This is a genomic window from Paraburkholderia sp. J41, assembly GCF_905220235.1.
In the GTDB taxonomy this organism is placed as follows: Bacteria; Pseudomonadota; Gammaproteobacteria; order Burkholderiales; family Burkholderiaceae; genus Paraburkholderia.
This window is the reverse complement of the sequence record NZ_CAJMZE010000042.1, coordinates 1-13,391: the sequence shown is the minus strand read 5'-3', so window position 1 is coordinate 13,391 and position 13,391 is coordinate 1. Positions and strand designations below refer to the sequence as shown.

General features: G+C 65.5%; 11 protein-coding genes. 3 read left to right on the top strand and 8 right to left on the bottom strand.

Features of this window, described 5'->3' with window-relative positions:
• Positions 1-7: 7 nt before the first annotated feature.
• Both U5805_RS28005 and U5805_RS28000 read right to left on the bottom strand, forming a co-directional pair.
• The gene (locus U5805_RS28005; protein ID WP_322106765.1) at positions 8-904 is read right to left on the bottom strand and encodes a glutamate/aspartate ABC transporter substrate-binding protein; all 897 of its coding nucleotides are present in this window, start codon (positions 902-904) and stop codon (positions 8-10) included.
• Between the two features lie 270 nt (positions 905-1,174).
• Positions 1,175-2,461 (bottom strand): Glu/Leu/Phe/Val dehydrogenase, encoded by a 1,287-nt coding sequence (locus tag U5805_RS28000; protein ID WP_322106764.1) that lies wholly within the window; start codon positions 2,459-2,461, stop codon positions 1,175-1,177.
• Here U5805_RS28000 and U5805_RS27995 point away from each other — a divergent pair.
• Positions 2,460-2,747, top strand: coding sequence for a hypothetical protein (locus U5805_RS27995; RefSeq protein WP_322106763.1), 288 nt, complete (start codon positions 2,460-2,462; stop codon positions 2,745-2,747). The two genes, U5805_RS28000 and U5805_RS27995, sit on opposite strands and share 2 nt — an antisense overlap.
• A gap of 21 nt (positions 2,748-2,768) precedes the next feature.
• Here U5805_RS27995 and U5805_RS27990 read toward each other — a convergent pair whose 3' ends face one another.
• Both U5805_RS27990 and U5805_RS27985 read right to left on the bottom strand, forming a co-directional pair.
• Positions 2,769-3,746, bottom strand: coding sequence for a LysR family transcriptional regulator (locus tag U5805_RS27990; RefSeq protein ID WP_322106762.1), 978 nt, complete (start codon positions 3,744-3,746; stop codon positions 2,769-2,771).
• 85 nt (positions 3,747-3,831) lie between these two features.
• A complete protein-coding gene (locus U5805_RS27985; RefSeq protein ID WP_322106761.1) occupies positions 3,832-5,691 on the bottom strand; it encodes a tetratricopeptide repeat protein in 1,860 nt (619 codons plus the stop codon).
• A 235-nt stretch (positions 5,692-5,926) separates the two neighbouring features.
• On the opposite strand from U5805_RS27985, the gene purB reads away from it, so the two are divergent.
• Complete coding sequence (gene purB, locus U5805_RS27980; protein ID WP_322106760.1) at positions 5,927-7,315, top strand: adenylosuccinate lyase; 1,389 nt, start codon at positions 5,927-5,929, stop codon at positions 7,313-7,315.
• Between the two features lie 113 nt (positions 7,316-7,428).
• On the opposite strand, the gene U5805_RS27975 is transcribed toward purB, so the two are convergent.
• The 4 genes from U5805_RS27975 to edd all read right to left on the bottom strand — a co-directional run bounded on the left by U5805_RS27975 (position 7,429) and on the right by edd (position 12,176).
• Entirely contained in the window at positions 7,429-7,932 is a 504-nt protein-coding gene (locus tag U5805_RS27975; protein ID WP_322106759.1) for a gluconokinase, read from the bottom strand.
• Between the two features lie 24 nt (positions 7,933-7,956).
• The gene (locus tag U5805_RS27970) at positions 7,957-9,318 is read right to left on the bottom strand and encodes a GntP family permease (RefSeq protein WP_322106758.1); all 1,362 of its coding nucleotides are present in this window, start codon (positions 9,316-9,318) and stop codon (positions 7,957-7,959) included.
• Between the two features lie 293 nt (positions 9,319-9,611).
• Complete coding sequence (gene eda / locus U5805_RS27965) at positions 9,612-10,253, bottom strand: bifunctional 4-hydroxy-2-oxoglutarate aldolase/2-dehydro-3-deoxy-phosphogluconate aldolase (protein WP_322106757.1); 642 nt, start codon at positions 10,251-10,253, stop codon at positions 9,612-9,614.
• 24 nt (positions 10,254-10,277) lie between these two features.
• A complete protein-coding gene (gene edd / locus U5805_RS27960; RefSeq protein WP_322106756.1) occupies positions 10,278-12,176 on the bottom strand; it encodes a phosphogluconate dehydratase in 1,899 nt (632 codons plus the stop codon).
• Positions 12,177-12,475: 299 nt separating this feature from the next.
• Between edd and U5805_RS27955 the strand changes: the two genes are divergently transcribed.
• Positions 12,476-13,333: a MurR/RpiR family transcriptional regulator gene (locus U5805_RS27955; RefSeq protein WP_322106755.1), complete on the top strand. Its 858-nt coding sequence runs from the start codon at positions 12,476-12,478 to the stop codon at positions 13,331-13,333.
• The last annotated feature ends 58 nt before the right edge of the window (positions 13,334-13,391 follow it).

Here is a 13,391-nt window from a genome sequence, read left to right as displayed (position 1 = left end):
CAGGCGCTCAGTCGATGGCCTTGTCGTTCGGGCTCTTGAAAAGCGTCTTCATGTCGTCGCTTTCGGGGAAGTTGAGGTTCAGGCCCTTCGGCGGGATCGGCGATTCGAACCACTTCTTGTAGATCGCGTCGGCTTCGCCCGAGGTTTCCACCTTGGCGATGGCGTCGTCGGCGACCTTCTTGAACTCGGGGTCGTTCTTGCGCATCATGCAGCCGTACGCTTCATGCGATTGCGGCGCGCCGACGATCACGAACTGGTCCGGCGTATTCGACTTGGCGCGCTCGCCCGCGAGCAGCGCGTCGTCCATCATGAACGCCACCGCGCGGCCCGTGGAAAGCGTCATGAACGACTCGCCGTGGTCCTTCGCGCTGATGATGTTCATGCCCAGGTTCTTGTCCTGGTTCATCTTGCGCAGCAAACGCTCCGACGTCGTGCCCGCCGTCGTCACGACGGTCTTGCCCTTCAGGTCGGCGAAATCCTTGATGCCCGAGTCCTTCTTCGCCATGAGGCGCGTGCCGATCACGAAGATGGTGTTCGAAAACGCGGCCTGCTGCTGGCGCTCGGCGTTGTTGGTGGTCGAGCCGCACTCGATGTCCACCGTGCCGTTCTGCACGAGCGGAATGCGGTTCTGCGAGGTGATCGGCACGAGCTTCACCTTGAGATTCGGCATGTTCAGCTTCTGCTTGACCGCCTCGACGATCTTGAGCGCGAAGTCCTGCGAATAGCCGATCACGTTTTGCTTGTCGTCGTAGTACGAGAACGGAATCGACGATTCGCGGTGGCCGAGCGAAATCACGCCCGTGTCCTTGATCTTCTTCAGGGTGCCCGATTCCTGTGCGAACGCGCCCGTGGCGGCGAAGCAACCGAGAAGCGCGAGAAGGGCGGCGGTCTTTTTCATCTGCATGCTGTTTTTCTCCATGACAAACCGCGCGCAGTTTAGCAAAGTAATTATATTGAAAGAATCAAGATCGACCCTGGAAACGGTGCCTTTTCGCCGGGTGTCGCGCGGGCGCGACGGTCTCGAAATTTCGCTCGAGAAATGGCGAAGGCGGCCGCCCCCTTGTGGAGGACGGCCGCCTTCTTCCGCGCCTTGATGTGCAGCGCAAAACTTACCGGTTGGCCGGGAAAGCCGTGGCGCCTGCGTCACGCCGCCGCCACGGTCCCGCGCGGGCGATCAGGGGTACAGGCCGCGCATTTCGCGCGCCATCAGGATGCGCTTGCATGCCACGATGAACGCCGCCGTGCGCATCGACACCTTCTGCTCGCTCGACACCTGCCAGACCGCCGTGAACGCTTCGCGCATCACACGCTCGAGCCGCTCGTTGATCTCGTTTTCGGTCCAGAAGAAGCTCGAGAAGTCCTGCACCCATTCGAAGTACGAAACCGTCACGCCGCCCGCGTTCGCCACCACGTCGGGGATGATGAGCACGCCCTTGTCGTGGAGGATGTCGTCGGCCGCCGTCGTGGTCGGGCCGTTCGCGCCTTCCACGATGATCTTCGTGCGGATCTTGCCCGCGTTCTTCTCGGTGATCTGGTTTTCGAGCGCGGCCGGAATCAGGATGTCGGTTTCGACGGTCCAGAATTCGTCGCTGGCGATCACGTCGGCGCCCGCGAAGCCCGCCACGCCGCCCGTCTTGCCGACGTGCTCGAGGAGCGCGGCCGCGTCGATGCCCGTGGTCTTGTAGAGCGAGCCGGTGTGATCCTGCACCGCCACGAGCTTCGCGCCGGCTTCCTGGAACAGGCGCGCGGCGATGCCGCCCACGTTGCCGAAGCCCTGCACGGCAATACGCGCGCCTGCGATTTCGAGGCCGGTGCGCCGCGCCGCTTCGCAGCCGACCACGAACACGCCGCGCCCGGTGGCTTCGCGGCGGCCAAGCGAGCCGCCCAGCGCGATGGGCTTGCCCGTCACGACGCCCGTGGCCGTCTGGCCCTGGTTCATCGAGTAGGTGTCCATCATCCACGCCATGATCTGCTCGTTCGTGTTCACGTCCGGCGCGGGAATGTCGGTGTTCGGCCCGATGATGATGCCGATCTCGCTCGTGTAGCGGCGCGTCACGCGTTCGAGTTCGCCCTTCGAAAGCGTGCGCGGATCGACGCGGATACCGCCCTTCGCGCCGCCGTACGGCACGTTCACGGCCGCGTTCTTCACCGACATCCACGCGGAAAGCGCCATCACTTCGGACAACGTAACGTCCTGGTGATAACGCACCCCGCCCTTGCCGGGACCGCGCGAGACGTTGTGCTGCACGCGATAGCCTTCGAAGTGCGCCACGGTGCCGTTATCGAGTTCGATCGGGCAGTCGACGATCAGGATGCGCTTGGGGCGCTTGAGCGTTTCGAGCCAGCGCGAGAGCGAGCCGAGATACGGCGCCACGCGGTCGACCTGACGAAGATAATTGCCCCACGGCCCGAGGTTTTCGGCGTGAAGATAGGAAGGAACCGACTGCAATTGGGATGACATGAACGCTCCAGCGTCGAACAATTGGTGCCATTGTCAGAAAACGCCCACGCGAAATCCAATGCCGTTTGATCATCCCGTTATGCTTTTCGTGCATAACGTCCCCGCAGCCGGAAAACGCGTCGCGTTGCTGCTTGCTGCGGGCCGTTCGGCCCGTTATCGAACGACGATCGCGCGATTGTTGCAGCGCGCGAAATACAGCGCTGTGCGCGGCGTCCGGCCCGCGCGCTTCGGTCTTGACGCGATCGCCGCGATCGTCGCGATCGCCGCTGCCGTCGTAATGGTGTAGTGCGCTCAGATTACCGCTTCGTCAGCTTGCCCGTCCGCTGCGTGCCGCGCGCTCGCGCGCCAGCTCGGCGGCCACGGCGTCCCACAGCTCGCGCACGAGCGCCTGGCGCGCGTCGTCGACTTGCGGCGCGAGCTTGTCGCGGTAAAGGCGAATTTCCATGTCGAGCGTGAACTGCCCTTCGGGCGAGCCGCGCGTACCGCGATCGAGACGGATCAGGTCGCCCGAAGCCACCGCGTCCTCCACGGCGCTGTGCGGCAGGAAGGCGATGCCGTGCCCGGCGAGCGCCATCGCCTTGAGGCCCTCCGCCATGTCGGTTTCATACACGCGGTCGAGATAGAGCCGCGTGGGCGCGTTGCCGACGATCACCTCGGTCATGCGCCCGAGGTAGGCGTTGGGCGTGTACGAGAGATACGGCGCCGGCGCGTCGGGCGTGCCGGGCAGTGTGTAACGCGCGCGCCCCGCGCGCTGCGGCGCGGAAAAGGGGCTGATCGATTCGATGCCGAGCGTGAGCGTGTCGTAGCGCGCCGGATCGAGCGTGACCGGATGGCTCGGGTGGTGATAGCCCATCACCAGATCGCAGCCGCCTTCGACGAGCGAGAGCACCGCGTCGTGTACGTTGAGCGCGCGCAAGCGCGTGTGGATGCGCCCGAGCTTCGCCTCGATGCGCTGCAACCAGCGCGGAAAGTATGTGAGCGAAAGCGTGTGCGGCACCGCGAATTCGATGGTCGCGGCCGGCGTGGCCGTGTGGCCGCGCAAGAGCGTCCGCGCCTCGTGGAACTGCGAGAGCATCGCCAGCGCCTGCTCGTAGAACACCTGGCCCGCGGCGGTCAGGCGCGTCGGATAAACCGAACGGTCGATCAGTTCAGTGCCCAGCCACGCTTCGAGCGCCTGGATGCGCCGCGAGAACGCCGGCTGCGTCACATGGCGAAGCTCGGCCGAGCGGCTGAAACTGTGCGTTTCCGCGAGCGAAACGAAGTCTTCGAGCCATTTGAGTTCCATGCGGGTCCAGAACGATGTCGTGAAGCCCGCATTCTAGTGCCGCCCACGCCCGCGCGGCGCGCTGCCCGCGCAGCCGTGCGGCGGATCAGGCGTCGGCGTTCGAGGCACGCGGGTCCGGGCGTGGATCGGCACGCAGCGCGTCGCGCAACTCCGCGACGACGTGGCTCCAGTCGCCGAGCGTGGTCTGCCGGAACACCCGCGCCGACGGATACCAGGCCGAATCGCCGCGATCCCTGCCCCAACGCCAGTCGGGCTGCGCGGCGAGCAGCACCCAGACGGGCTTGCCGAGCGCGCCCGCGAGATGGGCGACCGAGGTATCGACGGTAATCACGACGTCGAGCGCGTCGATCAGCGCCGCGGTGGCCGCGAAGTCGTGCAGTTCGTCGCCGAGCGCATGGAGCGGCCAGGCGCCCGCGCGGTCGGCAAGCTGCGCCGCGCCTGGCCCTTTCTGGATCGCGAACCATGCATTGCCGTCCGGCTGGTCCGGCGCGATGAGCGGCGCGAGCGCGGCCAGGGGCACCGAGCGGAACGCGTCGAAGTGATGACGCGGATTGCCCGCCCAGACGAGACCGATGCGACGGCGCGCATTGGGCGCGAGCGCCGCGACCCGCTCGCGCCACGCGCGCGCGGGGCGCGAATCGGCTTGCATATAGGGCGTGTTGGCGACCGGCGCGCCGGGGAAATGCCGTGCGAGGCTCATCGTGTCGCACCAGTAGTCGTAGTGCTTTTCGAATGTCTCGTCGTCGGGACGGGCGTCGAGCACGCGCGTGACGCCGGGCACGGTCGCCACGAGCGCCGCCAGCTCCGGGGCGACCCATGCGTCGACCTGCGCGCCGCGCGCGGCCAGCTCGCCCGCATAACGCACGAACTGGATCTGGTCGCCCACGCCCTGCTCGCGGCAGATCAAAAAGCGTTTTCCCTCAAGCGCCTCGCCCTGCCATTCGCGGCCGGGACGCCGCGGATAATTCGGCTTGCCGATCGTCGTGGTCTTGCGGTTCTCGAACAGCGGCCAGCCGCCCGCGTAGTCCTCGCGGCGCAGCATCAGCATGCCGAGCTGGAATCCCGGCTCCGGCAGATCGGGACTCAGTTCGAGCGCGCGACGGTACCAGCCCTCCGCTTCGTCGTAACGCGCGAGCGCCGTCAGCGCGAAGGCGAGATTATTGACGATGCCCGCGCCGTCCGGTTTGAGTTCCGCCGCGCGGCGATAAAGCAGGATGGCCTCTTCGTAGCGATGCAGCGCGTCGTAGGCGTAGCCGAGTTCGAACAGCGCCAGCACGTTGCGCGGGTCGCGTGCGATGACCGGCTCGAAGCAGGCAGCCGCCTCGGCAGGACGCTCCATCGCGCGCAACAACCGCCCAAGGTGGACCAGCGCCGCGGAATCGTCGGGATCGAGCGCCACGGCCGCGCGAAACTCGGCGAGCGCGTCGTCCTTGCGCCCGGCCGCTTCGAGCACGCGTCCGAGATTGAAGGCGAAATGCGCCGACTGCGGCTCTCTCGCGCGCGCCGCCCGGTAGTGGTGCTGCGCGCCGTCGAGATCGCCAAGCTCCATCAGCGCATTGCCGAGGTTGTTGTGCGCGTTCGCGAAATCGGGCGCCAACGCGAGCGCCTTGCGCTGCCACTGCGCCGCGCCCGCATGATCGCCCTGGCGTGTGGCCAGCACGCCGCGATTGGCGAGGTAGTCGGCGTTGTGGGGCGCCTGGGCGAGCGCGCGGTCCATGAGCGCGGCGGCTTCGTCGAACTGCTTGCGCTCGAGCGCGATCACGCCGAGGTAATGGAGCGCGTCGGGATGCTCGGGCCGAGCGGCGAGCGCGGCGCGATAGTGTTCGGCCGCCGTATCGAGCCGTCCCGCGCGATGATGCGCGAGACCGGCTTGCACCAGCGTCGACGCATCGGGCGACGCAGTGGAATCTGAGAACTTCGCTTCGGGAGTGGTGACACCGGACATGACAGCAAACCTTTGATTTAGCGCAAATTTCCTGAGGTGTCCGCACTCTATCTCCATCTCAAAACCACGCATCGCGAAATCAGGCCGGTGCGACGAACCGCCTCATCGTCCGGTCGCGCTCCCCGCCGGCGGCGGCGCAGCCCGGCGCGCGGGACGCTACCGGCGAAGTGCTAAAATATGCGGCTCCCGCCTTCTCCAATCGTTATCGAGCGTAACGTCCTCGTTGCGTCCCCTTATGTCCGACACTCGCCCCGATACCCTTTTCGCGCTCAACGCGCTCTCCCCGCTCGACGGCCGCTACGCCTCGAAAACCGAAGCCCTGCGCGACTGGCTCTCGGAAGCGGCGTTCATGCGCAACCGCGTGACCGTGGAAATCCACTGGCTCATCGCGCTCTCGCAAGCCGGTTTCGCGGAAGTGCCGCGCTTTTCGGCGACGTCGGAGCAATTCCTGCTCAAGCTCGCCGAGAACTTCACGGCGCACGACGCCGCGCGCATCAAGGACATCGAGCGCGTGACGAACCACGACGTGAAGGCCGTGGAGTACTGGCTCAAGGAATCGGTGAAGGGGCAGCCGGAACTGGAGCGCGCAAGCGAATTCATCCACTTCGCCTGCACCTCGGAAGACATCAACAACACGTCGCATGGCCTGATGCTCGCGGGCGCCCGCGAACATGTGATCCTCCCGGCGCTGCGCTCGGTGTACGAGCGCCTCGTCAAGCTCGCGCACGCGCAGGCCGATCAGCCGATGCTGTCGCGCACGCACGGCCAGCCCGCGAGCCCGACCACGCTCGGCAAGGAAGTCGCCAACGTCGCGGCGCGTCTCGCGCGCGCGATCACGCGCATCGAAAAGGTCGAACTGCTCGGCAAGATGAACGGCGCGGTCGGCAATTTCAATGCGCATCTTTCGGCGTATCCCGAGTTCGACTGGGAAGCGTTCTCGAAGGAAGTCGTCGAACAGCGGCTGAAGCTCACGTTCAATCCGTACACGATCCAGATCGAGCCGCACGACTACATGGCCGAACTGTTCGACGCCGTGGCGCGCGCGAACACGATCCTGCTGGATCTCGACCGCGACGTGTGGGGCTACATCTCGCTCGGCTATTTCAAGCAGAAGACGAAGGCCGGTGAAATCGGCTCGTCGACGATGCCGCACAAGGTCAACCCGATCGACTTCGAGAATTCGGAAGGCAACCTCGGCCTCGCGAACGCCACGCTGCGCCACCTCGCCGACAAGCTGCCGGTCTCGCGCTGGCAGCGCGACCTGACCGACTCGACGGTGCTGCGCAATATCGGTGTGGCGTTCGGCTATTCGCTGCTCGCCTACGACGCGCTGATCCGCGGCATCGACAAGCTCGAAGTGAACCCGCAGCGCCTGAACGACGACCTCGACGCGACGTGGGAAGTGCTGGCCGAGCCGGTGCAGACGGTGATGCGCCGTTACGGCATCGAGAACCCGTACGAGCAGTTGAAGGAACTCACGCGCGGCAAGGGCATCACGCGCGAGGCGCTGCAAACCTTCGTTGCAGGTCTTGCGATTCCCGAAGACGCCAGGCAGCGCCTGCTGGAGATGACGCCTGCGTCGTATGTCGGCAAGGCGGCGGAACTGGCGAAGCGCATCGCGTAACGCATTCAGGCTTCGCCCAAAAAAAAGCGCTCGATTCAATCGAGCGCTTTTTCTTTTTCCGGCGTTGCATTGCTGCCATACGAGCCGCGCAATGTGCGCCGCAGTGAGCGGCGTTACTGCGCGCCTCGCACTTCGATCTGCCGCATCACTTCGTCGACGATCTGCTCGGGCGTGAGTTCGATGCTCACCACGATCGCTTCGTCCGCGCCCGGTTCCTCGAGCGTCGCCAACTGGCTTTCCAGCAGCTTCGGATCGAAGAAGTGGCCGGTGCGATGCGTGATGCGCTCGCGCAGCAACTCGTAGCTGCCTTTCAGGTAGACGAAGCACACGTCGCGGTCGTTCTCGCGCAGCACGTCGCGATACGAGCGCTTGAGCGACGAGCAGGTGAACACGGCCGTTTCTCCGGCGCGCTGCTTTTCCTCGATCGCCGCGCGAATCGTGCGCAGCCAGGGCCAGCGGTCGTCGTCGGTGAGCGGAATGCCGTCGTGCATCTTCTTCTTGTTGGCTTCGCTGTGAAAAGCGTCGCCGTCGGTGAAGGTGCATTCGAGGCGCTCGGCGAGCAGTTCGCCGATGCGGGTCTTGCCGGCGCCCGACACGCCCATTGCAATCAAGATCATCACCAGGTTCCCAGTACAACGTCGTTACAACACCGCCGCCAGAACGAACGTCAGGCCCAGCCCCAGCAGCGAAATAATCGTCTCCAGCAACGACCAGGTCTTGAACGTCTGACCCACGGTCATGCCGAAATACTCCTTGATCAACCAGAATCCGCCGTCGTTGACGTGCGAGAAGATCAGCGAGCCGGAGCCCGTGGCGAGCACGAGCAATTCGGGCTTCACCGTCATCGCGCCGGCGGAGGCGATCGGCGCGACGATGCCGCAGGCCGTGGTCATGGCGACGGTCGCGGAACCCGTCGCGAGACGGATCAGCGCGGCGACAAACCAGCCCAGCAGCAGCGGCGAAAGATGCGCGCTCTGCGCGAGCCCCACGATCTCCTTCGACACGCCGCTATCCATCAGCACGCGGCCAAAGCCGCCGCCCGCGCCCACGATCAGCGTGATGCCCGCGATCGGCGCGAGGCAGTCGCCGCAGAACTTCTGGATCTGCTCGCGCGTGAAGCCGCGCTGCGCGCCGAAGGTCCAGAAGCTTACCAGCACCGCGATCAACAGCGCGACATCGGACGTGCCGACGAACCGCAGCAGGTTGTTGGGCAGCGTTTTGGGCGCGAACACGAGGTCGGCCCAGCTACCGATCAGCATGAGGATCACGGGCAGCAGAATCGTGAACAGCGTGATGCCGAAACCGGGCAGCTCGCTATCGGGCTTCGGATCGGCGTCGCTCACGAATTGCGCGGAAAGCGGATTGTTCTCGGGCAGCTTGATACGGCGATGGATGAACAGCGCGAACAGCGGCCCGGCGATGATCGCCGTCGGAATGCCGACGATCAGCCCGTAGGCAATGGTCTTGCCGATGTCGGCGTGATACGCCTGCACGGCCAGCAGCGCGGCCGGGTGCGGCGGAATCAGGCCGTGTACGACCGAAAGCCCGGCCACCATCGGCAAACCGATCAGCAACAACGACTTCCCGGTGCGCTTCGCGACGTTGAACGCGATCGGAATCAGCAGCACGAAGCCCACTTCGAAAAATACCGGCAAGCCGACGATGATCGCCACGCACATCATCGCCCAGTGAATGTTCTTCTCGCCGAACCAGCCGATGAGCGTCGTGGCAATGCGCTCCGCGCCGCCCGATTCGGCCATCATCTTGCCGAGCATCGTGCCAAGACCCACGACGATGGCAATGTGCCCGAGCGTGTTGCCGTTGCCGGTTTCGAACGACTTGACGATCTGATCCATCGGCATGCCGGACACGAGTCCGAGCAGCAGCGAAACGATGATCAGGACGAGAAACGGATAGACCTTGAAGCGCGTGATCAGGAGGATCAGCGCGGCGATCGCGATAAGGGCGTAAATCAGCAGCATGCTGCCGTGGGCCACTCCCATGAGGCTCTTCTCCAGAATCGTTGTTAGACGTGCTTTTCCGCGCCGCTCGACCGGCGCCGCGCGGGAAAGAGGGGCCGACCGCCGGGTCGGCTTCGGCAGCCGCTGTCCGCGGGCCGGCGATGGTAGCTTATAACGACTTCCGGCACCCTGCGCTAGAGACGGGCGAGCCGCGCAAGCCATGCGCCTCGTGGGCGCCGTCTTGCACGGCTCGGTGCGTTCTCGTCAGGCTCGCGCCTCGAAACCGCGGGCTCGATCTTCGTTGCGCCGCCGTTTGCGGCGCCAAATCGCGAGGCTTATCGTACCGGGCGCGACAGTTCGCTCGCCGCGCGCGCGAGGCGCGTGACTTCTTCCCAGTTTTGCGCGCTCACGGCCGCCTTCGGCGTGAGCCACGAACCGCCCACGCACACGACGTTGGGCAGCGCGAGGAAGTTCGACGCCGTTTCCGCGCCGATACCGCCCGTCGGGCAGAACTTGAGCGTCGGGAACGGACCGTGGAACGCCTGGAGCATGTTGATGCCGCCCGCCGGCACGGCCGGGAAGAACTTGACGATCTCGTAGCCCATTTCCATCGCCGCGATGATGTCGGTCGGCGTCATCACGCCCGGCAGCAGCGGCAGGCCCGCGGCGACGGCCGCGTCGTGAATCTCGCGCGTGAGGCCCGGCGAGACGCCGAATTTCGCGCCCGCCTGCTTTGCCAGCGCGCAGTGCTCGGGCTTCGTGATCGTGCCCACGCCGACGACGATATCGGGCGCGATCTTCGCGGCGCGCTCGATCGCTTCGAGACCCGCCGCGGTGCGCAGCGTGATTTCGAGCACCTTTACGCCGCCCGCATGCAGCGCGCGCGAGACGTGCTCGCCCTGCTCGGCGGTTTCGAAAGCGAGGACCGGAATGACCGGGCCGAGGCGCACGATATCGGCGACTGTGGTGTTTGCCATGTTTGAGGCTCCTTGATGGGGAAATCAGTTCGAGGCGTGCGCGGTTTGGACAATCGCGGCCGAAGACGCGGCGAGCAGGGTCGCCGCCGTTTCGCCAACCAGCGGACCGAACACGGTCGCGCCCAGTTCGGCCGGCGCGGCGGCGGCGCGGAACACGCCGAACAGCTCGCGGCCGAAGCCCACTTCGTTGCTTTCCTGATGCGCGGGTTGCGCGACCGGGCGTGCGTCCCATTCGGCGGCATCGACTTCGACATCGAGCACGCCTTCCACCGCGTCGATCACGATCACGTCGCCGTCGCGCACCTTGCCGATCGGGCCGTGCAGCAGCGTTTCCGGCGACACGTGAATCACGGCCGGCACCTTGCCCGACGCGCCCGACATGCGCCCGTCGGTGACGAGCGCGACATGAAAGCCCTTGTCCTGCAACACGCCGAGCAGCGGCGTCAGACGGTGCAGCTCCGGCATGCCGTTGGCGCGCGCGCCCTGGAAGCGCACGACGGCGACGAAGTCGCGCTCGAGTTCGCCGCGATCGAAGGCTTCCTGCACGGCTTCCTGCGAATCGAACACCACGGCGGGCGCACGCACCTTGCGGCGCTCCGGCGCGACCGCCGACACCTTGATGACGCCGCGACCGAGACGCCCTTGCATCAGGCGCAGGCCGCCGTCCGGCTGGAACGGCTCGGCGAGCGGGCGCAGCACGGCCGCGTCGGCGCTTTGCTCGGCGGCCGGCACCCAGGTGAGCTTGCCGTCGATGAGCCGAGGTTCCTCGGTGTAGTGACGCAGGCCGCGGCCCGCGACCGTATTGACGTCTTCATGCAGCAGGCCGCCGTCCAGCAGCTCGCGCACGAGGAAGGCAGTGCCGCCCGCCGCGTGGAAATGGTTCACATCGGCCTTGCCGTTCGGATAAACGCGCGCGAGCAGCGGCACGGCGTCCGAGAGCATGTCGAAATCGTTCCAGTCGATGATGATGCCGGCCGCGCGCGCCATCGCCACGAGGTGCAGCGTGTGGTTGGTCGAACCGCCCGTCGCCATCAACGCGACGATACCGTTGATCACGGCCTTTTCGTCGACCACATGGCCGATCGGCATATAGTTTCCGCGCTCGGCCGTGAGTTCGAGCACGCGGCGCGCGGCGGCCGCCGTCAGTTCGTCGCGCAGCGGCGTGTGCGGGTGAATGAACGCCGAACCGGGCAGATGCAGGCCCATGACTTCCATCAGCATCTGATTGCTGTTGGCCGTGCCGTAGAACGTGCAGGTGCCGTGACCGTGATAAGCGGCCGCCTCCGATTCGAGCAGCGCCGCGCGGTCGCACTGGCCGGTCGCGAATTGCTGGCGCACTTTCGCCTTGTCGTCGTTCGAAATGCCGCTCGTCATCGGTCCGGCCGGCACGAAGATCGTCGGCAGATGACCGAACTGGAGCGCGCCGATCAGCAAGCCCGGCACGATCTTGTCGCACACGCCGAGACACAGCGCCGCGTCGAACATGTTGTGCGTGAGCGCCACGGCCGTGCTCATCGCAATGACCTCGCGCGAAAACAGCGACAGTTCCATACCCGCATTGCCTTGCGTGACACCGTCGCACATCGCGGGCACGCCGCCCGCGAATTGCGCGACGCCGCCGCCTTCGCGGGCCGCCTTCTTGATGATCTCCGGGAAATCCTTGTAGGGGGCGTGCGCGGAAAGCATCTCGTTATACGACGAGACGATGCCGATGTTCGGCTCGCGAATCGTCTTGATCGCGATCTTGTCGCGGCCTTCGAGACCCGCGAAACCGTGCGCGAGGTTGGCGCACGAAAGCGCGCCGCGCGCGGGAAAGCGATCCTGTGCGGCCGCGACGCGCGCGAGATAGGCCTCGCGGGTCGGCTTGCTGCGCTCGATCACGCGCTGCGTGACGTTCATCAATTGGGCATGCGGGGAAACCATCGAATCTCCTTCCTTCCTGTCACGGCGGGGACTTTTGGGGCCGGGTCGATCGCACCGAAGGTGCTCCGGTCAGTGATGCGCGATGTTAGTAGAAAAACTACAAGACATCAATCCCGGAAAGACCCTAGGGTTCCGGTCGGGCAAGTTGCCTAAGCTTGCTATCAGGCTTACTGAATACGGCCGATACGTGAATTCGTCTCATCAGTTCGCATAATCGCAAAGCGCATTCCTGTAGTTTTTGTACAAATCCGCCGATCCGCTATAGTCCACGGATCTTTCAGCATAGTGCGAGTTTCCCGATGCTGCTGTCCCAGGTGAAAGCCATGCGCGAGCAATTGCGCCCTTCCGAGCGCAAACTCGCCGATTACGTTCTCGACGCGCCGCGCGAAGTGCTCGATCTCTCGATGACCGAGGTCGCCGAACGCGCGGGCGTGAGCCAGCCGACCATCGCGCGCTTCTGCCATGCGCTCGGTTTTTCGGGCTTTCGCGAATTCAAGATCCGTCTGGCGCAAGCCGTCGCCGGCGATGTGCCGACCGAGCATCCCGCCGTCTATCGCGACGTGCGTCCTGACGAACCCGTGTCCGGCGTTGCGGCCAAGGTGCTCGATCGCACGATCGGCGCACTCGTGCAGGTCCGCAACAATCTTTCGACAGATTCGCTCGCCGCGGCCATCGCCCTTCTCGCAAACGCGACGCGTATCGAGTTCTACGGCGCGGGCGGCTCGGGCATCGCGGCGCAGGACATCCAGCACAAATTCTTTCGCCTTGGCATGCCGAGCGTCGCGTATTCCGACCCGCAGACGTTTCTGATGTCGGCCGCACTACTCGGTCCCGGCGGCGTGGTGGTCGCGATCTCGAACACGGGCCGCACGCGCGATGTCGTCGATGCGGCGCGCACGGCGCTCGATCACGGCGCGAAAGTCATTGCGATCACGCACGGCACGTCGCCGCTCGCGCGCCTTGCGAGCGTGGGTCTGCATGCGAACGTCGACGAAGACACCGATGTCTTTTCGCCGATGACCTCGCGCACCTCGCATCTCGCGATCGGCGACATCCTGGCCGTGGGCGTGGCGCTGCAACGCGGGCCGGAACTCGCGGAAAAGCTCGCCGGCGCAAAAGACATCATCGCGAAGCGGCGGCTGGACGCCGCCGGCTGAAACGCAACCGGTGATGCAACACCCCCAATAAAAAAAGCGGACTTCCGAGGAAGTCCGC

Coding starts and splice junctions, on each gene's coding strand:
- U5805_RS27985 (WP_322106761.1), bottom strand. CDS start 5,691: ATGTCCGGTGTCACCACTCCCGAAGCGAAGTTCTCAGATTCCACTGCG.
- purB (WP_322106760.1), top strand. CDS start 5,927: ATGTCCGACACTCGCCCCGATACCCTTTTCGCGCTCAACGCGCTCTCC.
- U5805_RS27995 (WP_322106763.1), top strand. CDS start 2,460: ATGAACGCTCCAGCGTCGAACAATTGGTGCCATTGTCAGAAAACGCCC.
- U5805_RS28005 (WP_322106765.1), bottom strand. CDS start 904: ATGCAGATGAAAAAGACCGCCGCCCTTCTCGCGCTTCTCGGTTGCTTC.
- U5805_RS27990 (WP_322106762.1), bottom strand. CDS start 3,746: ATGGAACTCAAATGGCTCGAAGACTTCGTTTCGCTCGCGGAAACGCAC.
- U5805_RS27955 (WP_322106755.1), top strand. CDS start 12,476: ATGCTGCTGTCCCAGGTGAAAGCCATGCGCGAGCAATTGCGCCCTTCC.
- edd (WP_322106756.1), bottom strand. CDS start 12,176: ATGGTTTCCCCGCATGCCCAATTGATGAACGTCACGCAGCGCGTGATC.
- eda (WP_322106757.1), bottom strand. CDS start 10,253: ATGGCAAACACCACAGTCGCCGATATCGTGCGCCTCGGCCCGGTCATT.
- U5805_RS27970 (WP_322106758.1), bottom strand. CDS start 9,318: ATGGGAGTGGCCCACGGCAGCATGCTGCTGATTTACGCCCTTATCGCG.
- U5805_RS27975 (WP_322106759.1), bottom strand. CDS start 7,932: ATGATCTTGATTGCAATGGGCGTGTCGGGCGCCGGCAAGACCCGCATC.
- U5805_RS28000 (WP_322106764.1), bottom strand. CDS start 2,461: ATGTCATCCCAATTGCAGTCGGTTCCTTCCTATCTTCACGCCGAAAAC.